This window comes from Actinoplanes aureus, from assembly GCF_015704865.1.
Classification (GTDB): Bacteria; Actinomycetota; Actinomycetes; order Mycobacteriales; family Micromonosporaceae; genus Actinoplanes; species Actinoplanes aureus.
The window spans coordinates 158,262-177,350 of the sequence record NZ_JADQTO010000021.1; the positions used below are offsets into that span (position 1 = coordinate 158,262).

Below are 19,089 nucleotides of genomic sequence, written 5' to 3' on the forward strand. Positions count from 1 at the left end.
CCGGATTAGACCAGATACGGTAAGGGTGTCGTCGCGTACGGCCGCACTGCCGGTTCGAGCAGCGACAACGTCCGCTGCTGCGCATCAAGGCCGACACGGAGGCCGACCGGCATCGGAAGATTCGGCCCGGCATGCCCGAAGTCGACGTTACCCAGCACCGGGATGTCACGGTCGCCGAGTACGTCAAGGACGATCTCGGACAGCGTCGGGGACGCCTCGGGCGAGTCGAGTCCGGCGATGTCGCGCGGAACGCCCACGACCATGCCGGAAATCCGATCGAGGATGCCGCAGTGCCGCATCACCTGCAGATAGGTCCACACGTGCGACGCCAGGCCGCCGATCTCCTCCCAGAACAACACCGCACCGTCGAACCACTCGAGCGGCACCGCGAAGCGCGTCGCCTGCACCAGCGCGATGCGATTGATCACCCCGCCGATCAGCCGGCCTTCGACACGCCCGGCACGCCAGCACTCCCACGACGAGCTCGCAGGTAACGGACCAATCGCCTCGGTATCGGTCAGCAACCGTGAGTAAAGCTTCTCGAGTTCCGCCTGGCGCGTCGCCGGCGCGGCCTGCCAGTGCCCGCCGAAGCCAGGCACGGCCATGTCGGCATGGAACCCGACCAGGCCCGTGCGTGCGTAGAGCACCAGATGCAGCAGGGAGATGTCGCTATAGCCAAGGATCGGCTTCGGGTCGGCCTTGACCGCCTCGAAGGCGATCAAGTCGAGGTAGCCGAACGCCGTCTGGCCGCCGTCACTCGCGACAATCGCACGAACCTCAGGATCACGAAGAAGACCGTTGAACTCCGCGGCAATCTCCGCCGGCGCCGCCGCGCTCCACCAACGATGCCGCCCCACTTCCAGCAGCGGCGCCCGACGCACACGGAATCCCATCCGCTCGAGCACCACCACCGTCTGCTCAACGTTGCGCTCGTAGATCGCAGGCAGCGGCCCGGACAGCGAAGCGATGACGACGAGATCGCCGGGCCTCAGCGCACGAGGCCGAAGCAGCTGAGGCGATGCAGAACCGGTCACCGGCGCAGTATCCGCACACGCGCCACAAACACGCCACGCATTTCCGACCGGCTGGCCGGGATCGGATCCACTTCGCCCCGTTGCCGATCCGCCGCAGCGCTACGTCTCCCGGCTTTCGGCAGGCGGCGGGCAACAGCAGGCGAGGTATCCCTGTAGGTCCGCAAGCCGAGCACCAATGCTGGCCGGATCGGCGCGGTAGCGGACGAGTTTTCCGTCGCGCGCCGACGTGACCAGTCCGCCGCGGCGCAGAAGGGCGAGTTGTTCGCTGGCCGTGGAGTGACCGAGCCCGCAGGCGTTGGCGACCTCACCGACGGTGAGCTCCCGGCCATCGGCGAACAACATCATGATCTGCTGCCGGGTCTCGCTGGCGAGCGCCTTGAGGAAGTCCTGAGCGGCTCCGTGGAGGCCGGTGGGTGTGGTCATCGGATATCAGTCTCCTCCACGACCTTCATTTCGTCATTTCCCGAAGTGACGATACATTGCAGCGCATGACTGCCGTAGATCTCGTCGTCGTCGGTGGCGGCCAGGCCGGGCTCGCCACCGCGCACACTGCCGTTCAACGCGGCCTCCGCCCGCTGGTCCTCGACGCCTCGCCCGGCCCGGGTGGCTCGTGGCCGTCGTACTACGACAGCCTCACGCTGTTCTCCCCCGCCCGGTTCTCGGCGCTTCCCGGACTGCCGTTCCCCGGCGACCCGGAGCGATACCCGCTGCGTGACGAGGTCGTCGACTACCTGACGTCCTACACGAACCGGCTCGACGCCGACGTCCGGTTCGGCAGCCGCGTCGAGCAGGTCACCGTCGACGGCGACAGGTTCATCGTCACCGTCGACGACGGCTCGCCGGTACGGACTCCGGCTGTGGTCGCCGCCAGCGGCGGATTCGGCACCCCGTACCGGCCGGCGTTGCCGGGCCTGGACGAGTTCACCGGTACGGTGCTGCACGCGGCGCGGTACCGCGACGCCGCGCCGTTCGCCGGTGCACGGGTGGTGGTGGTCGGCGGCGGGAACTCGGCGGTGCAGATCGCGGTCGAGCTCGCGCAGGTGGCGACGGTGAGCATCGCGACCCGTGGACCACTGCGCTTCCAGCCGCAGCGCATCCTGGGCCGCGACTTCCACTGGTGGCTGACCCGGACCGGCTTGGACGCCTCCCGGCTCGGGCCACGGCTGGTGAAGGGATCGGTGCCGGTGATCGACGACGGGAGGTACCGGGCGGCGATCCGCTCCGGCCGGCCGGACCACCGGCCGCTGTTCCAGCGGCTCGACCAGGATCGGGTGGTGTGGGCCGACGGGGTGAGTGAGCGGGTGGATGTGGTCCTGCTGGCCACCGGCTACCGGCCGCAGCTGCCGTACCTCGCCGGCACCGGCGCCCTCGACGTGCAGGGCGCCCCGGTGCACGCTGGTGGCGTGTCGGCGACTGTGCCCGGGTTGGCGTACGTGGGCTTGGAGCGGCAGCGCAGCTTTGCTTCGGCCACGCTGCGCGGTGTCGGCCGCGACGCCGCCCATGTGCTCGGCCACCTGCTGCGTCGTCGCCCGGGACGGCATGCGGCGGCGACGGCGACGCGGTGAGCACCGCGGCGGTCGCGATCCTGCTGGTCGCCTCGATGCTGGCCGTCGGCACGGCCGCCACCGTGGACGATTTCCGCGGCCTCGCCCGGCGGCGCCGCGTCGTGGTGAGCGCCGTGGCGGTCAATGTGATCGTGCTGCCGGGACTCGCGGTCATGCTGGTCTCGATGGCGCACCTGCGGGCCGAGGTGGCGCTCGGGTTGCTCTTGGCGGCTGCCGCCCCGGGTGGCGGCACGGGCGCGTTGTTGACGTTGCACGCCCGCGGTGATCTCGCGGTCAGTGCAGCACTGCAGGTGGTCCTCGCGCCGGTGGGTCTGCTGGCCGTTCCGGTGTGGGCGGCCGCCGCGGGCTACACCGTGATTCCTTCGGGCGTCGCCGGGCTGCTGCTGGTCGGTGGTGGACTGTTCGGCCAGATCGTGCCGCTGGCCGGCGGGATGTGGCTGCGCCGGTCGAGACCCGATCGAGCGGCGCGGGTGCACCGGGCCGCGCGCCGGGTGGCGGACGTTCTCCTGGCCGGACTGGTGCTCTACTTCGTGATCACCGGGGTGGGGCGGCTGCCGGAGGTGGGATGGGCCGGCGTGGCCGTGATCGCCGTACTGGTCGCGGCGAGCCTGACGACCGTCACTCTTCCCTGGCTGGGCTCGCCGGCCGAGCGGCGGGCGGTCGCGATGACGACCGGGGTACGGAACTTGACGCTCGGCCTGTTCTTCGCGGCCGCCGCATCACCGACGGTGGTGTTGACTCTCCTGGCCTACGGGCTGTTGATGTACGGGATGTGCGTTCCGGCGGCATGGGCGCTGGCGCGCACGGCGCCGGTACCCGCCGGGTGATCGTCAGACTCGCCGGGCTTCAGCGACCGGGGTGGCTTCGGTCTCGGCGAGATACGGCGTGTCGGCCCGGGCGATGATGCCGGCGACGGCGATCAGGCTTGCGACGCCGATGGTGAGCAGCACGGTCAGGTAGCCACCCGGGGTGGCGAGCAGCCCGGCCGCGGCGAGCGGTGCGCCGGCCTTGGCGAGGGTGACGAAGGCGGCGAGGGTGCCGGCGATGCTCGCGTACGCGGTGGTGCCGTACCGGTCGGCGAGCAGTTGCGGGGTAGCGAGGCTGGCGATGCCGAAGCCCAGCCCGAACGCGATCACCCCGAGGATCGCCCCGACCCGGCTGCCGGCGACGGCCGGCAGGCTGACCGCGGCGACGGCTTGCAGCGCGAAGACCGCGGCGACGATCCGGTAAAGGCGCAGGCGGCGTCCGGCGGCGGTGAGCAGCAGCCGGCCGGTGACGGACAGGACGCCGAGCAGCCCGGCGATCGTGGCGGCGAAGGTGGCGGGGTGGCCGCGGCTGGTCAGGAAGCCGACGAGGTGGACGGTCATGGTGCTCATGGCGGCGCTGTGGGCGACGAACGCGGCGGCCAGGCACCAGAAGCGACCGTCGCGGATCGCGGCCCGGATGAGGCTGCGGCGGTGAGCGGACGTCGCACGCCGGGAGGGGTTGGTTCCACGCGGTGGCCGGCGCACGACCAGGACATGCAGGGGAACGACGACGGCCGCGTACAGCCCGGCGAGGATCAGCAGGGTGGTCCGCCAGCCGTGCTGGTCGTTGAGCCAGCCGGTGAGCGGCATGAAGATGGTGCTGGCGAAGCCGGCGACGACGATCATGCCGAGGATCGCCCGTGGCCGGCGGGCCGCGTCGAACCAGGACACGAGGACGGCGGTGGCCGGCTCGTACAGTGCCATCGCCATCGCCACACCGAGGCCCGCGAACACCGGGTACAGCTGCCAGACTTCGCGGACCTGGGACCAGGCGAAAAGCATGCCGGCGCCGAGGGCGGCGCCGGCGGTCATCAGGGCGCGACCTCCGCGCCGGTCGAGCAACCTTCCGACGGGTACGGCCATCGCGGCTTGCACCAGGATCGCGGTGGTGAGCGCGCCCGTGACAGCCGCCGGGGTCGTGTTCAGGTCGGTGGCGATCGGGTGCAGCAGGACGGCGAACGCGTAGTAGAGGCAGCCGTACCCGATGGTCTGGGTGATGGCGAAGGTGGCGACGAGCCACCAGCCGGGGAACACCCGCCGGCCAGCGGTGGCCGGCGGGTTGTCGCGGGGCATCGCGTTCAGCAGCAGGTGCCGGTCTGGCCCTCGGCCGGCTTCTCGCCGAGGGTGATCAGGGTGAGCGGTGCGGTCAGCAGGCCGCCGGCGATGCCGGTGGCGAGCCCGCGCCCGGCCGGTTCGACGGTGACCGGCTCGGACGTGCCGCAGCAGCCGCTGCCCGCTGTGGCGCCCTCCTGCGCGTCGAGCAGGTCGCTGCTGCACACGCCGGTCTCGGGCAGGTCCAGCTGCACGTCGCGGGCCGCTTCCCAATCCCCGGCGAGGGCGGCCACCACGGAGCGGGCCTGCTCGTAGCCGGTGGCCAGCAGGAACGTCGGCGCCCGCCCGTAGCTCTTCACGCCGATCGCGAAGTAGCCCGGCTCGGGGTGGGTGAGCTCGTCGGCGCCGTGCGGCGGGACGGTGCCGCAGGAGTGCTCGTTGGGGTCGATCAGCGGCGCCAGAGCCCGGGTGGAGCCGAGGATCGGGTCCAGGTCGAGGCGCAGTTCCCCGGTGATCGAGTGGTCCGGGCGGAAGCCGGTGGCGGCCACGATCCGGTCGGCGACGACGGTGCGGTCGCCGTCGGAGACCTCCACGGCGTCCCCGCCGGCACTGACGCTCTGCACGGAGAAGCCGGTGAGCAGGGTGATCGTGCCGTTCTCGACGTGCTCTCGCAGCCGGCTGCCGAGGGCGCCGCGGGCGGGCAGGGCGTCGGCGGCCTCGCCGCCGTAGGTGCGCGCCGGGCTGGTCGCCCGGATCGCCCAGGTCACCGTGGTTCCCGGTGCCTGCTCGGCGAGTTCGGCCAGCGAGAGCAGGGTGTTGGCGGCGGAGTGCCCGGCGCCGACCACCAGGGTGCGCTTGCCGGCGAACCGGCCACGGTCGCGGCCGAGGACGTCCGGCAGGGCGGACTCGAGGAACCGGGCCGCCGCTGCCTCGCCGTGGGCGGGGATGCCGGAGGCGCCGAGTACGTTCGGCGTGCCCCAGGTGCCGGAGGCGTCGATCACGGACTGCGCCAGGATGTCCGCGCCGTCGGCGAGCCGCACCAGGTACGGGGTGGTCTCGCGGCCGGCGCTGCGCACCCGGTCCAGGCCGAGCCGGGTGACCGCGACGACCCGGGCCCGGTAGCGCACGTGTGGTTTGAGCGCGGGCAGGTCGGCGAGCGGCTGCAGGTAGTCGGCCGCGAGTTCGCCGCCGGTGGGCAGCCAGTCGTCGTCCGGGCGGACCCATCCGTCGTCGGCGAGCAGGCGGGCGGCGGCCGCGTCGATGTTGTAGCGCCATGGCGAGAACAGCCGGACGTGGCCCCAGTCGCGGACCGCGGCGGCCGGTCCGTCACCGGCTTCCAGGACCAGGAACGGCAGGCCACGCTCGGCGAGGTGGGCGGCGGCGGCGAGGCCGACCGGCCCCCCACCGATGACGACGACGGGCAGGTCGGAGAGCTGACTGGTCACGACTGGTGACTCCTGTCTAAAGAAAAAGATCAAAAGCAAGGGGGGTACGGGTGGGTCAAACGATCTTTGGGCTGCGGCGTTCGAGGAACACGACGTCGCGCCATCGGTTGCCGAGCGCGGGGTGGCGGCCGACGCGTTCGCGGACGCCGACGGTGCGGAACCCGCATGCCTGATGCAGGGCGAGGCTGGCGGTGTTCTCCGGAAACACGCCGGACTGGATCGTCCAGATGCCGGCCGCCTCGGTCGAGACGATCAGCGCTTCCAGCAGGGCCCGGCCGACACCACGGCCCTGCGCGCCGGGGCCGACGTAGACGGAGTGCTCCACCACCCCGGCGTAGACCGGCCGCACCGAGACCGGAGACACCGCCACCCAGCCGAGCACCTGGCCACCGCCGTCGCCGGCGATCAGGCGATGCGCGGGCAGTCTGGCAGCGTCGAAGACCTCCCAGGTGGGTGCGGTCTGCTCGAAGCTGGCCTGGCCGCCGTCCAGACCGGCCTGGTAGATCGCCAGGACGGCCTCGGCATCGTCGGCGCACATGGGCCGGATGCTGACGCCGCTCACTCGCAGCCTCCGATCGGCTGCGGTGCCGGCCGGCCCATCACGACGTCGGCGGCGGACGGGAAGCACTCGACGCAGCGGCTGTTGATCCGGTAGTGGCGGGCGTTGCCGACCGGCTCGACCAGCACGAACCGAACCTCGGTGAGGATCTTCAAGTGCTGCGAGACGGTGGACTGAGCCAACCCGACGGCGGCTACGATCTCGCCGACCGGCATCGGGCGGGCCTGGCGCGCCAGGTACTCCACGATCTGCACCCGCGAGGGATCGGCGAGCGCCCGGAACCAGGAGGCGTACTCCTCCGCGACCGCCCGTGCCAGCAACTCGGCCATCCGAACCACCCATCATCGTTCATCGCCGATCGGCGATAGAACTGTAGCGGACTGGGCGCCGGCCAGCCAGGCGGTTGCCACGACCAGGCGGGCGAGGGCCACCATCGTGGCGGTCTCGACGCGCTCGGCGGTGTCGGCTGGGCTGTGGTAACCGGCCATACCGGCCCCGATCCCGATGGCGGCGAGTCCGGCCGCCGCATAGCGGCGGTTGTCCGAGGCCACCGGCCCGGCGGCCAGCGGCAGGCCGGTGTGCCGGGCGGCCTGATCCAGAACGGCGAGCAGCCCGTGTGCGGGCCCGCCGGCTTCGACAGCGGCGGCCTGCTGCAAGTTGCCGGCACCGTCGACGTTGATCACCACTGGCCGATGCGAGGCGGCCACGAGTTGCCCGGCATGGTGCGCGGAGCCGAGTGCGCCGGTTTCCTCGGCGTCGAGCAGGGCCACGGACAGGCCGACGCCCTGCGGCAGGGCGGAGGCGAGCAGGCGGGCGGCTTCACCGACGACGGCGACGCCGCTGCCGTTGTCAGCGGCGGCGGGTTGCCGCAACCCGGGATGGTCGCCGACGCCGTCGTAGTGGGCGGTGAACAGCAGGTCGAGCCCGCCGGGCGGCGCCGGGCGGAAGCGGGCGTGCAGGTTGACGCCGGCCACCTGTGCGCGGCGGATCGGCGTGCTCGCCGACAGCAGTCCACCGGCGTCCGTCCCGGCGCGGCGGGCGGCGATGGTCATCTGTTCGTGCAGACGGCTTTCCACCGACAGCACCGGAAGCGGGCCGGGATTCGGGCCGGCGAGCATCGTGTAGTGCCAGCCGTCGGCGTCCACGCCGCGTCCGAGCAGCAGTCCGGCCGCGCCCTCGGCGTGTCCGTAGGCGTCGAACAGGTTCATGCCGGGCGGGACGAGCAGCCATCGGCCGCTGGGGTCGCCGTATCCGGCGACGGCGAGCCCACCCCGGCGCGGCTGTGGCACGTCGGCGGAGGCGAGGTGCACGGCGATGTCGCGGCCGAACACCAGGGGTACCGCGATGCCGTCGCGTCGCCAGGACACTCCGGGGGGTGCGTATACCTGCGGCACGTTGCGGACGGTGAACGCCTCCTCGACGACCGTCGCCCCGGCCTCGGCGAGCACACCGGTGAGCCAGGCACGGGCTGCGGCACCGCCGGGGCTGCCGACGCGACGTCCGGCGAAGGCCTCGCCGGCCAGTGCGGTGACCGTGGCGGCCAGCCGCTCGCCGGAGACCCGCGCGAGCAACGCGTCGAGCCCGGCGAGCGGTGTGGTCTGCACTGCGCTGGTCATCCGCAGCAGCCCTGTCCGGTGGCGACGGCTTCCTGCTTGGCTTCGGCACCGCAGCAGGAGCCGGCTTCCTGGGCCTCGGCGGTGGTGCCACAGCACGGGCTCTGCCCCTGGTCGACGGGCTCGGGAAGGGCAAGGCCTGGCTGGGGCGAGTTGCCGCAACAACCGCTGGTGCCGGCCACCGCGAGGGCAGCCGCCGGGTCACCGGCGAAGCCGCCGGCAGTGGTGGTGGTCGTCGTGTTGCTCATCATGCTTCCCCTCACTGTCTAGACGTCTGTTGAAGTAGACGTTTCTCGAAACAGAGAGTTGCACGCTGTTTCGACATCTGTCAACCTAGACGCATGCCGAAACAAGCCGCGCCGCTCGCACTCATCGACCTCAGCACCGAGACGCCGTGCTGCCCGCCGATCGCGCAGAGCCGCATCCCGGCCGAGGTCGCGACGGTGCTCGCGCCCGCCTTCAAGGCCCTCGGCGACCCGGTCCGCCTACAGCTCATGTCGATGATCGCCTCGGCGCCCGACGGCGAGGCGTGCGTCTGCGACCTGACGCCCGCGTTCGAGCTGTCCGGGCCCACGATCTCGCACCACCTGAAGACGCTGCGCGAAGCCGGCCTGGTCGATGCCGAGCGCCGGGGCACGTGGGTGTACTACCGGGCCCGGCCTGGAATCATGCGCCAGCTCGCCGCCCTGCTGACCGTCGAGACGACGGCCGCCGGCGCGTAAAGCGACGCGAGCGGCAGATCCCGGCGCCAGCGGTGCCAGGCCGATATGCGAGCCATTACTCGCATTTCTTGATATCGAGCCTCATCATTGCTTTGGTCCCCTGTGTCGCCAATTTCAGGAGCCGATAAATTCCCGATCCGTGCACGGTATCGCCGAGCGCACGCGGCGTCGACCCCCTACTCGGTCGGCGCCAACATGCCCCGGACCTCGTGATCCACTAGCAGACGGCTCACCGTCGCATGGCGACTCGACCCTTGACGACCCCAGTCGGCCGTTGTTCACTTGCCTTGTTATTCGACAGCCGCAGATGGAATCAACAGCGCTGTCGAATGGCATTCCCGTGGCACCCGAAGAATTGCGCGTACAACAAAACCCGAGCATCGCCCCCCATAGTTACCGGGAAGGGGCCGAACATGTTTCTCGCGGCGGACAGCGGCAGCGTCCTGAGCTTGGACCTCAGCCCGGTCGACCTGGCGCTGATGTTGATCTATTTCTCGTTCGTGCTGGGCATCGGGTTCGCGCTCAAGCGCGCGGTCAAATCGTCGCTGGACTTCTTCCTGTCCGGCCGGTCATTGCCCGCCTGGGTCACCGGGATAGGCTTCATCTCCGCCAACATCGGCGCGGTCGAGCTCCTCGGGCAGTCGGCCAGCGGCGCCCAGTACGGCGCGGCGATGGTGCACTACTTCTGGATCGGCGCCATTCCCGCCATGGTGTTCCTGGGCATCGTCATGATGCCCTTCTACTACGGCTCCAAGGTGCGCAGCGTCCCCGAGTACCTGCGGTTGCGGTTCGACCCGAAAGCCCACTTGATCAACGCGATCACCTTCGTCGTGGGGAGCATGCTGATCGCCGGCGTGAACCTCTACGCGCTGTCGATCGTTCTCGAGGCGCTGCTCGGCATCCCGCTCATCGTCGCCATCGTCCTGTCCGCCACCTTCGTTCTCTCGTACATCCTTCTGGGCGGGCTGACCAGCGCGATCTACAACGAGGTGATGCAGTTCTTCGTCGTGCTCATCGGCATGGTCCCGTTGACGATCATCGCCATCAAGGAGACCGGCGGCCTCGGCGGACTGTTCGACAGGCTGGGCGGGGAGAACGGAAGGGCCTTCGTGGAGCCGTGGACCGGCACCGGCGTCGGCGGGTCCAGCCCCATCGGCGACTGGATCGGGATCATCCTCGGCCTGGCCTTCTGCCTGTCGTTCGGATACTGGACGACGAACTTCGCCGAGGTCCAGCGCGCGATGGCGGCGAAGGACAGCAACTCCGCGCGGCTGACTCCGATCATCGGCGCGTACCCCAAGACTTTCGTCCCCCTGATCACCATTCTGCCGGGCATGGCGGCTCTCGTTCTGCTGCCCGGGATCGGCACCCCCGGCAGTGGACTCGAATACAACGACGCGATCCCCGCGCTGATGGACAAGTACCTGCCGCCGGGTGTGCTCGGGGTCGCGGTGACCGGCCTGCTGGCCGCGTTCATGGCCGGCATGGCGGCGAATGTGTCGAGCTTCAACGCGGTGTTCACCTACGACCTCTGGCAGGACTACATCCGGCCCGGCCGCCCCGACCACTACTACCTCGTAGTGGGCCGTTGGGTGACCGTCGGCGGGGTCGGCGTCGCGGTTCTCACCGCGCTCATCGCCTCCGGCTTCAGCAACATCTCCAACTACCTGCAGACGCTGTTCTCGTTCTTCAATGTCCCACTGTTCTGTGCGTTCATCATCGGCATGTTCTGGCGGCGGGCGACCAAGAGCGCCGGTTTCTGGGGCATCCTGGCCGGAACGGTGACGGCAGTCACCGTGTACGCGCTCTACAAGCTGGACGTGCTGCACTTCCGCAGCGATCTGCACGAGACGATGTGGGGCTCGATCGCGGCGTTCGCCGCCGGTGCCATCGCGATGGTGCTGGCCTCGCTGCGAGAGCCGCGCAAGACCGACGCGGAACTGCACGGTCTGGTGTACGGGATGGAGATCCGCGACGCGTCGGACACCGCCGCCCGGCCGTGGTACCGGTCTCCGGTCATTCTCGGGATCGGGGTACTCGTCCTGAACGCGGGGCTCTACGTCGGCATTTACGCGATCTGACCCGCCGGGCCTGAGGAGGTTCACGCCATGACGTCACCGGAGGAGAGGCCGGGCGAGCAGAGCACCGACTTCCTGGCGAAACTGTTCGACATCCGCTCCTTCACCGGAGCGCTGTTCCTGATCTTCGGAGTGATCGTCACCATCGTCGGGCTGACCGCGAGCGACGCTGACATCGACAAGTCCGCCGGATTGAACCTCGCGCTGATCCTCGGGCTGGTCATGCTCGTCATGGGGGCGATCTTCATCGTCTGGCTGCTGCTCAGACCCCCGGAACTGCTGCACAGTCACGAGGTCACCGAGGAGGACCTGCCCGAACAGCTCCGCCACCAAGGCCTCGAAGCCATCCCCGAACACCCCGGCGAACCCGGCCCCGAGCCGCCACCTCCGCCACCGCGGCGCCGGCCGCGCGGACACTGACCGTTCCAGGCGGTCGAGCCGGCCGCCGACATCCCGTGATCCCGGGAGCAGCGATGACACCGACGATTGAGGAACCGCTCACCACCGCCCGCGGAGCACCGGCACGGCGGCGATCGCTGCTCGACCGGATCCGCGCCTTCCAGCAGCCGGAGCCGCGTACCCCGCCGTGGCAGGGGCGGCCCGAGGAGGCGTACCACGTGCTGGAGGGCGCCCGCGCGGTGATCGCGCGGGGGTGGATCCAGGACGACTGGTTCGCCCGCCGGCCGTCGGACGGCCCCGGCGACGTCGCTGCCGCCTGCCTGGTCGGCGCTGTGGTGTACGCCGCCCAGCAGTCCGGATCCGGCGACCCGGCGGTCAAGGCGGGGCCGGCGCTGGATTACCTCTGGGATGCCTGGCAGGAGTCACGCGGTCTGGGCGGCACCGGAGTCGCCGGCCTGGCGGCTCCCCGGGAGCTGCGCATGGCCCGGGTACGTGACCTGACGCGGTGGAACGACCAACCCTGCCGTACCCGCGAGGAGGTGCTGGATCTCGTCGACCTGGCCACCAGCCGCGCGGTCATGGCAGCGGTGAGCGGCTCACGCTGACCCGACGAGGCTCGGCGCGCTGATGACGTGCCCGGAGGCTTTCATGACGACTGAAGCGCGTACCGGTGCGAGCCGCAAGGTGGCCGTGCTTGGCCCGATCCCCCGCGACCAGATCGTGACGCACACCGGCGAACGATTCGAGAAGTACGGATGCGCGCTGTACACGGCGGTGGCGCTCTCCGCGCTGCTCGATCCCGGCGACACGATCGTGCCGATCACCCATGTCCGGCGCCAGGACGAGGGCCCGATCAAGACGATCCTGAGCGCCTACCAGAACGTCGACACGTCCGGGATCACGTCGTCGCACGACCAGGGAGACGTCGTCGAACTCCGCTACATCGAGCACAATCGCCGTGCCGAGCGGCAGACGAGTTTCATGAACCCGATCCTGCCGGGCGACCTCGACGACGTGCTCGACGCCGATGCGTTCGTGTGCGTCCCGATCACCGACTACGAGGTGAGCCAGCCGACGCTGCGCCACATCAAGGAGAACAGCAACGCGATCATCGTCCTGGACGCACACGGTCCCACCACCACGCTGACGCGCAGCGGCGAACGCCACCCGAGGGTCTGGGCGGACCGGGACGTGTGGCTGCCGTACATCGACATCCTCAAGATGAACCTCGAGGAAGCGAGCTCGACCTGGCTGGGTGAATCGCCGGAGCTGATGACGGACCCACCGAGCCTGAGCCACGACGAGCTGCGTGATCTGGCGCGGCACTGCCTCGACCGTGGCGTCGGCGCGGTCTGCATCACCCTGGACGAACGTGGCTGCGTGGTCTTCTATCACCGGCCCTCGGGGGAGATCGCCACCGAGGTGGTCGATCGCATCGAGGTGGGACGCGTCGTCGACGCGACCGGCGCCGGCGATTCCTTCGCCGCCGGCCTGGGCTTCGGTTACCTCGAATCCCACGACTACGTCGTCGCCTGCCAGTACGGCAACGCCATGGGTGCGCAGCGCTGCGCCGGTACGGAGCTGAACGCCTACCTGTCCCGGGAGAAGACCCAACAGCAGATCCTCGCAGCGTACGGAAGCCGATCATGACCGCGTGGCAGATCGTCGAGGACGGCTTCGACCCGGTACTGGCCAACACGAACGAGACGCTGTTCACCACGGGCAACGGCTATCTCGGTACGCGCGGCGCACTCGAGGAGGGCCACGAGGGCGCCCTGCCCGGAACCTTCCTGCGCGGGGTCTTCGACCACCACGACTGTGCGGTCATCGACCTGGTGAAGGCTCCCGACTGGGTGGCGTTGGAGATCGTGGTCAACGGTGTCCGGCTCGACGTCACCACCGCCTCCGTCGTCCGCCATCGGCGCGTTCTGGACATGCGGGAGGGCAGCCTGTCGCGTGAGACCGTCTTCTCCGACTCCGAGGGGCGCCGCACCCGCGTCGAGACCATCCGGTTCGTGAGCAGCGCCGACGAGCATCTGTGTTGCCTGCGGGCTCGGATCACGCCGGAGAACCACACCGCATCGATCGATGTGCACAGCGGTATCGACGCCACCCGGCACAACCTGGATCGACGCCCGTTCTACCCGGAGCCACCGCCGGCCGACCCCCAGATGAAGTGGCACAAGTGGGCCAAGTCCCGGCACCTCGACGAGGTCGCCCGTACCGGGTTCGCTGACGGCGTCTACCTCGAGACGCGAACCATCGGCACCGGCATCACCATCGGCTACGCGGCGTGCACGACGGTGTCGGCACCCGTGGAGCCGGAGATCGCACAGCGGTACAAGCAGATCGAACAGGTCTCGCGCCTGCGGGTCGCCGCGGGCGAGACGATCAGCGTGGAAAAACTCGTCACGATCTACACCTCCCGTGACGTCGCGGCGGAGAACGTGGGCCGGACCGCCCGCGACGAACTTCGCCGCCACCGGGACACGGGATTCACGGCGTGCCAGGAGCGCAACAGGGCGGCCTGGGCGGCGAGGTGGGCGGACTCCGACGTCACGATCGACGGCGACACGGACGCCACCCGGATGGTGCGGTTCAGCATCTACGAACTGCTGATCGCGGCGAACGCGTCGGATCAGCGCGTCAACATCGGAGCGAACGCCCTCACCGGCGAGCGCTACCGGGGGCACGCGTTCTGGGACACCGAGGTGTTCATGCTGCCGTTCTTCATCTACACCCAGCCCGAGACCGCCCGGGCCTTGCTGCTGTACCGCTACCACACTCTCGACGGCGCCCGGCAGAACGCCCGCGAGACCGGCTTCCGCGGCGCGCGCTACGCGTGGGAGTCCGCCGACACCGGCGTCGAAGAGACCCCGAAGTGGACGATCGACGGTACGCACCGGATCTGGATGGGCGAGGAGGAAATCCACATCACCTCGGCCGTCGCGTACGGTCTCGTCGCGTACGTCGCGGCCACCGGCGACCACGCGCTGATGACCGACTTCGGCGCGGAGATCCTCTTCGAGACCAGCCGGTTCTGGGCCGACCGGCTGGAGGCCACACCGGACGGGCGTTACGTGCTGAGCAGGGTCGTCGGCCCGGACGAGTTCCACGAGCACGTCGACAACAACGCGTACACCAACTACCTGGTGCGATGGCACCTGCAACAGGCCGCCCGCGTCTACGCCGAACTCTCCGACAGCAACGCGCGCGAGCTGAAAGCGCTGTCCGAACGTATCGGGCTCACCCGCGACGAGGTGGAGGACTGGCTCGACAAGGCCGAGCAGACGCGCCTGCCGGCCGTGACCGACGACGGAGTGATCGAACAGTTCGACGGGTACTTCGAACTGGCCACCCTGCCGGTCGAGCACGACGACAACGACATGCCGATGTATCCCCCGGGCCACCACCACTACAACCTGGCCGGCACGAAACTGCTCAAGCAGGCGGACGTGGTGATGCTGACCTACGTGCTGCCGGACGAGTTCTCGGACGAGGCCAAGCTCGCCAACTACGAGTACTACGAACCGCTGACGCTGCACAAATCGTCACTGAGCCCGGCGACCCACTCGATCATGAGCATCGAGGTCGGCGACCCCGGCCGCGCCGTGCAGTACTTCCGCCGGGCGGCGTCGGTCGACCTCGTCGACAACCAGGGCAACACCGAGGAGGGCATCCACATCGCATCCGCCGGTGGAACCTGGCAGATGCTGGTGAACGGGTTCGGCGGATTCCGGGTACGCAACGGTCAGATGACCTTCAAGCCGTGGCTGCCACCGGACTGGAAGGCCATCGCTTTCCGGCTCAAGTGGCACGGCAACGCCCTGTCGGTGTCGGCGAACCACACCGCGGCGACATTCGTGCTGTCCGCTCCCGAAGGCCATCGCGAGACGATCCTGGTCCACGGACGCGAGGTGGTTCTCCCGGCCGACACGGAGGTGGTGGTGCGCCTGGACTAGAAACGGCGGATCACTCGACCGGCGTGAGGGCGAACACCGGGTGCACCGGCCCGGCACCGGCGCCGTAGAAGGCCGCACGCATCAGCTGTCGCATGTCGTCGACCGTTCCAGGTTCCACATCGTCGACGATCTGCGGCACCACCCGGTTCGAGCGGCGTTGCAGTACCCGGCTGGCCGGCTTCTGGTCGGCCGTCGCTCTGCTCACCGCCGGCGCCCTCGGCGTGATGTTGATCCGCCCGGCCCGCGGGCTCGGACGCACGACGGCGAGACCGTGATCCTTGACGCCTCCTGGAGCAGGGAACGGCACCGCACGGACACTGGCGGCTCGAACACACGGCGAGCCGGCCGAAGTGCGCTGTACCGCGGCATGGTCAACCGGCTCGCGGCCGGGCAACGGACATTCTCGGCGGCGGGGAAACCCGCTGTCGGTTGTCGGTGTGCGGTGATACAAAGCCACGGTGGAAAAGACTTTGGAGTACGCCGACCTGCTGCGCCTGATGGACGAACGATCGACCGCGTTCCAGGCCGCGGTCGCCACCGCGTCCAGCCTCGACGTGCAGGTGCCGACGTGCCCCGAGTGGACGCTGTTCGACCTGGTGCAGCACCTGGGCGAGGGACGCCACAAGTGGGCCGCCACCGTCGCCGCGGGGCCCGCCGACGCTCCCGCCGCCGTGTCCGCCCCGGTGGCGCCCCGAGAGCGCGAGGCCCTGCTGGCCTGGTACGCCGCCTCGATGCGAGAGCTGTTGGACGCGCTGCGAGAGGCCGGACCGGACCGGGGCTGCTGGACGTGGTGGCCTACGTCACAGTCGCCGCAGACCAGCGGTGCCGTCGCCCGGCACCAGCTCCAGCAGCTCGCCGTGCACACCTACGACGCCCAGGTCGCGGTGGGCACCCCGCAGCCGCTGCCCGGCGAGGTGGCACTCGACGGGGTCGACGAGTTCCTGACCACCTGCTGCGCGACGGCGGCCCCGTGGCCGCACAAGCCGGCGGTCGTCGACTACCACGCCACCGAGGGCCACTCCTGGCGCCTCTGGCTCTCCGCCGACGGCGCGCGCGCCGCCCGGCTCCCGCGCGACGCTGCCGCCGGTGAGGGCCTGGAGGCGGCCGACGTCGCCGCCTGGGGCACCGCTAACGAGCTGGTCATGTTCTTCTACGGCCGGATTCCGATGGAGTCGCTGCGGATCGAGGGTGACCGGGGCATCTTCGACCAGCTCATCGCCTGGGAGCCGGAGTTGTAGGACCCGATGCCACGCCGCCCCCGCCGGACAGGACCGCGGCGTGCGGCGGCGAGGTCCCTTACCCGGCGCAGCCGGCGCGTGGCCGGATCACGGTCGGTGACCCGCTTCGGGCGGTAGCGCGAGCGGGTCGCGTTCATCGTCACGTGCGGCCAGGCCGGCCATGGCACGCCGACCACCTCCACCAGTTCCAGCCTCGCCGTCGCCCGGTTGACTCGGCAGGGTCGTTCGGGCCCGTAGTCCTCGGCCTCCCGGCCTCTGCCCTGGACCGATCCGGGTCCTGAGGGCCTGCCCGTCCGGGGTCGCAGGCGTCCGACCGCGAGGATGCATCGGTGAGTGACCGCCCGCTACGACGCGGCCGAGACCCATCACCTGACCGCCGTCCGCACCCTGCTGCAGCGTTACGGCCTGAGGGCTGGTCAGGATCGCGCGCTGCTCACCGGCGCCACGTGCGCGATGCCCGTTCGAGACCATCCGGGCGGCACCAGCAGCACGGGGCACAGCCGGCGTCCGCCGGGTGACAGGCTGCCGATGCTGTAGAGCATCTCGACGAACCAGCCCTTGCGGCCTCGGCCGGCTACCAGGAGGCGACCACGCCGTGACGCCCGTTCGAGCGTGTAGGCGACGTCGGCCTCGCTGATGAGCAACCGCTCCAGCGCCACGTCCGGCCACGACCCGGACCAGTCGTTGAGCGACCCCGCCACGGATTCCTCGGCTCGTCGCCGGTCGGCCTCGATGTCGGCACCGGATCCCGGCCGTGCACCGCCACGAGCGGGCATCCGGCTCGCGCCGCCGCCTCGTACGCGCAGCCGATCGTCGCGGTGTGCCGCCCGGACGCGGCCACCACCACCGGTCCTCGCAAGGCGTTCGGCCCGCGGGAAACGAGCAGCGGGCAGCGGCTGTGGTGGCAACGTATGCCGCGGTCGTACCCCAGCCGTGCCCGGGCACGGTCTCGTCACGCTGGCCCACGACCGGCAGACATGCGCGTTCCGAACGCTGGATCAGCGTTTCCGCGGCGCTGTCGTCCACCAGTTCGGCCCACACCCGCAATCCCGGCAGCCTGTGCCGGGCCCGGCGGGACGCAAGATCCAGCAGATGGCGGCCGTCGGCCTGGTCCGGCCGCATGGCGCGCTGACGCGGAAGTCCCCCGCGCCGGCCCGGCCACGCGTGCACGATCGCCAGCGGCACCCCCCGGTACGCGGCCTCGGCGGCCGCGACATCGACTACCTGCAGTCCGTCCGGCGCGTCATCGACGCCGACCACGACGGGCAACTTCTCTTCGACCGACACGACTGTATGCATATCCGCACGTTAAGCCGCCGCGCAGCGGGTCCGTTGCACCCGCCGTCCGGCGCGGCGAGGAGCGCACCGACGGGTCGGGACCTAAGGCCCTGTACGTCCAACCGTGGGCGAGCAACGCTCTTCTTAGGCACTCACCGCCGGGCCGGCCCCGCACCGGCCCCCGGTAAACCCGGGCACGGTTCGGGCCAGTACGGCGACGATCCGGCGCTGTTGCTCATTCGGGAACCGGCCGCCGACGGTGACGACGCCGCCGTCGGCGGTGGCCGTCCACAGGCCGCGTCGGCCGGCGTACTCGTCCAGCCGTCGGCGGTGAGCACCGCGTCGTCGCGGACCATCGCCTTCAGGATGTCGCGGCGGCTGACGATGCCGATGACGCCGTCGAGCGCGGCCGCGCCGCCCGGCCCGAGCTGACCGTCGGTGTCTGCGGCGAGCACGGCGGCGACCCGGCATCGGTGCGGTTACGTGTCGTGCTCGCCGTTCCGGATGCCGATCGCCCGGCTCGAGGCCGGCCGCGCAGCTGAGCCGGGCGACCGGCTCAGACAGCCGATAGGAGGACCGAGATGAACACCTCAATCGACGCGACGCCGCTGGTCGTACACCCACCGGGCCAGGTAACGGTGACACCGGTGCGGGACGGCAGCCGTGAGATCGGAGCCTGGATCACCGGGCCCGGTGGGGCCACCTACCGGCCGGTCATCGACGTGGCCCGGCTGACGGGCACCGTCGTGGCAGCCGCGAGCGCGGTGGCGATCGCTTCGGCCGTCGTCGTCGCGACTGCCCGGCGCCGCCCGGCGATAGGACAGGTGACCATGGGTCCCGGCGGGTGGGTCAGCGTCAAAGGCCTGCCACGCCCATCGCTGCGCCCGGAGTCGCCGAGGCCGTGGTGGGCACGCCTGCTGCGGGCGCATCGCCTCGCCGAAAGGTCCCGGTGACGGCCGCCGTCGTCCGACGCTGTAGGCGGAGACCAACCGGAGGGAACAGGCAATACGGTCCCTGCCGGGATCGACCCGGCCGAGGGCGGCCGGTTGTGGGGGGTGCTGCGCCGAGCCGCCGGGGGGGGGGGGGGGGGCGCCCGGGGGGGCAGCCCCCCGCAGACG

At 70.5% G+C, this 19,089-nt stretch carries 21 protein-coding genes and 1 pseudogene; 10 read left to right on the plus strand and 12 right to left on the minus strand.

Annotation, left to right across the window (positions count from 1 at the left end):
* Positions 1-5: 5 nt before the first annotated feature.
* Both I4J89_RS34650 and I4J89_RS34655 read right to left on the minus strand, forming a co-directional pair.
* Positions 6-1,034, minus strand: coding sequence for a S66 peptidase family protein (locus I4J89_RS34650; RefSeq protein WP_196418365.1), 1,029 nt, complete (start codon positions 1,032-1,034; stop codon positions 6-8).
* A 99-nt stretch (positions 1,035-1,133) separates the two neighbouring features.
* Positions 1,134-1,457, minus strand: coding sequence for an ArsR/SmtB family transcription factor (locus tag I4J89_RS34655; RefSeq protein WP_196418366.1), 324 nt, complete (start codon positions 1,455-1,457; stop codon positions 1,134-1,136).
* 65 nt (positions 1,458-1,522) lie between these two features.
* Between I4J89_RS34655 and I4J89_RS34660 the strand changes: the two genes are divergently transcribed.
* Both I4J89_RS34660 and I4J89_RS34665 read left to right on the plus strand, forming a co-directional pair.
* Positions 1,523-2,599, plus strand: coding sequence for a flavin-containing monooxygenase (locus tag I4J89_RS34660; RefSeq protein ID WP_196418367.1), 1,077 nt, complete (start codon positions 1,523-1,525; stop codon positions 2,597-2,599).
* Positions 2,596-3,426 carry a hypothetical protein gene (locus I4J89_RS34665; protein ID WP_196418368.1) on the plus strand — a complete coding sequence of 277 codons (831 nt, stop codon included), beginning with the start codon at positions 2,596-2,598 and terminating at the stop codon, positions 3,424-3,426. Before I4J89_RS34660 ends, I4J89_RS34665 begins: the two co-directional genes overlap by 4 nt.
* A 3-nt stretch (positions 3,427-3,429) precedes the next feature.
* Here the strand turns inward: I4J89_RS34665 and I4J89_RS34670 are convergent, their stop codons facing one another.
* The 6 genes from I4J89_RS34670 to I4J89_RS34695 are packed head-to-tail and all read right to left on the minus strand — an operon-like array spanning position 3,430 to position 8,545.
* A complete protein-coding gene (locus I4J89_RS34670) occupies positions 3,430-4,698 on the minus strand; it encodes an MFS transporter (protein WP_196418369.1) in 1,269 nt (422 codons plus the stop codon).
* Positions 4,699-4,703: 5 nt separating this feature from the next.
* Positions 4,704-6,122 (minus strand): FAD-dependent oxidoreductase, encoded by a 1,419-nt coding sequence (locus I4J89_RS34675; protein WP_196418370.1) that lies wholly within the window; start codon positions 6,120-6,122, stop codon positions 4,704-4,706.
* 55 nt (positions 6,123-6,177) lie between these two features.
* A complete protein-coding gene (locus I4J89_RS34680) occupies positions 6,178-6,684 on the minus strand; it encodes a GNAT family N-acetyltransferase (protein ID WP_196418371.1) in 507 nt (168 codons plus the stop codon).
* On the minus strand, positions 6,681-7,010 hold the full coding sequence (locus I4J89_RS34685; RefSeq protein WP_196418372.1) for an ArsR/SmtB family transcription factor: 330 nt from the start codon (positions 7,008-7,010) through the stop codon (positions 6,681-6,683). The genes I4J89_RS34680 and I4J89_RS34685 overlap by 4 nt, the downstream gene beginning before the upstream one ends.
* Positions 7,011-7,022: 12 nt before the next feature.
* Entirely contained in the window at positions 7,023-8,297 is a 1,275-nt protein-coding gene (locus tag I4J89_RS34690; RefSeq protein ID WP_196418373.1) for a M28 family metallopeptidase, read from the minus strand.
* Positions 8,294-8,545: a hypothetical protein gene (locus tag I4J89_RS34695; RefSeq protein ID WP_230860074.1), complete on the minus strand. Its 252-nt coding sequence runs from the start codon at positions 8,543-8,545 to the stop codon at positions 8,294-8,296. The genes I4J89_RS34690 and I4J89_RS34695 overlap by 4 nt, the downstream gene beginning before the upstream one ends.
* A gap of 90 nt (positions 8,546-8,635) precedes the next feature.
* Between I4J89_RS34695 and I4J89_RS34700 the strand changes: the two genes are divergently transcribed.
* From I4J89_RS34700 to I4J89_RS34725, 6 genes are all read left to right on the plus strand, one after another.
* On the plus strand, positions 8,636-9,016 hold the full coding sequence (locus I4J89_RS34700) for an ArsR/SmtB family transcription factor (protein ID WP_196418374.1): 381 nt from the start codon (positions 8,636-8,638) through the stop codon (positions 9,014-9,016).
* Between the two features lie 413 nt (positions 9,017-9,429).
* The gene (locus I4J89_RS34705; protein WP_196418375.1) at positions 9,430-11,097 is read left to right on the plus strand and encodes a sodium:solute symporter family protein; all 1,668 of its coding nucleotides are present in this window, start codon (positions 9,430-9,432) and stop codon (positions 11,095-11,097) included.
* Positions 11,098-11,124: 27 nt separating this feature from the next.
* Positions 11,125-11,514, plus strand: coding sequence for a hypothetical protein (locus tag I4J89_RS34710; protein WP_196418376.1), 390 nt, complete (start codon positions 11,125-11,127; stop codon positions 11,512-11,514).
* Between the two features lie 53 nt (positions 11,515-11,567).
* Positions 11,568-12,098, plus strand: coding sequence for a DUF6197 family protein (locus I4J89_RS34715; RefSeq protein WP_196418377.1), 531 nt, complete (start codon positions 11,568-11,570; stop codon positions 12,096-12,098).
* A 43-nt stretch (positions 12,099-12,141) separates the two neighbouring features.
* On the plus strand, positions 12,142-13,143 hold the full coding sequence (locus tag I4J89_RS34720; RefSeq protein WP_196418378.1) for a carbohydrate kinase family protein: 1,002 nt from the start codon (positions 12,142-12,144) through the stop codon (positions 13,141-13,143).
* Complete coding sequence (locus tag I4J89_RS34725) at positions 13,140-15,455, plus strand: glycoside hydrolase family 65 protein (RefSeq protein ID WP_196418379.1); 2,316 nt, start codon at positions 13,140-13,142, stop codon at positions 15,453-15,455. Before I4J89_RS34720 ends, I4J89_RS34725 begins: the two co-directional genes overlap by 4 nt.
* Before the next feature lie 10 nt (positions 15,456-15,465).
* Here the strand turns inward: I4J89_RS34725 and I4J89_RS34730 are convergent, their stop codons facing one another.
* A complete protein-coding gene (locus tag I4J89_RS34730) occupies positions 15,466-15,660 on the minus strand; it encodes a hypothetical protein (protein WP_196418380.1) in 195 nt (64 codons plus the stop codon).
* 253 nt (positions 15,661-15,913) lie between these two features.
* Here I4J89_RS34730 and I4J89_RS34735 point away from each other — a divergent pair, with 253 nt between their 5' ends.
* Positions 15,914-16,693: a maleylpyruvate isomerase family mycothiol-dependent enzyme gene (locus I4J89_RS34735; RefSeq protein ID WP_196418381.1), complete on the plus strand. Its 780-nt coding sequence runs from the start codon at positions 15,914-15,916 to the stop codon at positions 16,691-16,693.
* Between the two features lie 416 nt (positions 16,694-17,109).
* Here I4J89_RS34735 and I4J89_RS50155 read toward each other — a convergent pair whose 3' ends face one another.
* From I4J89_RS50155 to I4J89_RS34745, 3 genes and pseudogenes are all read right to left on the minus strand, one after another.
* Positions 17,110-17,394 carry a hypothetical protein gene (locus I4J89_RS50155; protein ID WP_230860075.1) on the minus strand — a complete coding sequence of 95 codons (285 nt, stop codon included), beginning with the start codon at positions 17,392-17,394 and terminating at the stop codon, positions 17,110-17,112.
* Positions 17,395-17,599: 205 nt separating this feature from the next.
* A pseudogene (locus I4J89_RS52060) lies at positions 17,600-17,992 on the minus strand (universal stress protein); the annotation flags it as partial.
* A 131-nt stretch (positions 17,993-18,123) separates the two neighbouring features.
* A complete protein-coding gene (locus I4J89_RS34745; RefSeq protein ID WP_196418383.1) occupies positions 18,124-18,426 on the minus strand; it encodes a hypothetical protein in 303 nt (100 codons plus the stop codon).
* Between the two features lie 126 nt (positions 18,427-18,552).
* Here I4J89_RS34745 and I4J89_RS34750 point away from each other — a divergent pair, with 126 nt between their 5' ends.
* Positions 18,553-18,924, plus strand: a complete 372-nt coding sequence (locus I4J89_RS34750) for a hypothetical protein (protein WP_196418384.1) — start codon at positions 18,553-18,555, stop codon at positions 18,922-18,924.
* The last annotated feature ends 165 nt before the right edge of the window (positions 18,925-19,089 follow it).

Coding starts and splice junctions, on each gene's coding strand:
- I4J89_RS34660 (WP_196418367.1), top strand. CDS start 1,523: ATGACTGCCGTAGATCTCGTCGTCGTCGGTGGCGGCCAGGCCGGGCTC.
- I4J89_RS34705 (WP_196418375.1), top strand. CDS start 9,430: ATGTTTCTCGCGGCGGACAGCGGCAGCGTCCTGAGCTTGGACCTCAGC.
- I4J89_RS34715 (WP_196418377.1), top strand. CDS start 11,568: ATGACACCGACGATTGAGGAACCGCTCACCACCGCCCGCGGAGCACCG.
- I4J89_RS34710 (WP_196418376.1), top strand. CDS start 11,125: ATGACGTCACCGGAGGAGAGGCCGGGCGAGCAGAGCACCGACTTCCTG.
- I4J89_RS34700 (WP_196418374.1), top strand. CDS start 8,636: ATGCCGAAACAAGCCGCGCCGCTCGCACTCATCGACCTCAGCACCGAG.
- I4J89_RS34720 (WP_196418378.1), top strand. CDS start 12,142: ATGACGACTGAAGCGCGTACCGGTGCGAGCCGCAAGGTGGCCGTGCTT.
- I4J89_RS34725 (WP_196418379.1), top strand. CDS start 13,140: ATGACCGCGTGGCAGATCGTCGAGGACGGCTTCGACCCGGTACTGGCC.
- I4J89_RS34695 (WP_230860074.1), bottom strand. CDS start 8,545: ATGATGAGCAACACGACGACCACCACCACTGCCGGCGGCTTCGCCGGT.
- I4J89_RS34750 (WP_196418384.1), top strand. CDS start 18,553: ATGAACACCTCAATCGACGCGACGCCGCTGGTCGTACACCCACCGGGC.
- I4J89_RS34655 (WP_196418366.1), bottom strand. CDS start 1,457: ATGACCACACCCACCGGCCTCCACGGAGCCGCTCAGGACTTCCTCAAG.
- I4J89_RS34670 (WP_196418369.1), bottom strand. CDS start 4,698: ATGCCCCGCGACAACCCGCCGGCCACCGCTGGCCGGCGGGTGTTCCCC.
- I4J89_RS34685 (WP_196418372.1), bottom strand. CDS start 7,010: ATGGCCGAGTTGCTGGCACGGGCGGTCGCGGAGGAGTACGCCTCCTGG.
- I4J89_RS34690 (WP_196418373.1), bottom strand. CDS start 8,297: ATGACCAGCGCAGTGCAGACCACACCGCTCGCCGGGCTCGACGCGTTG.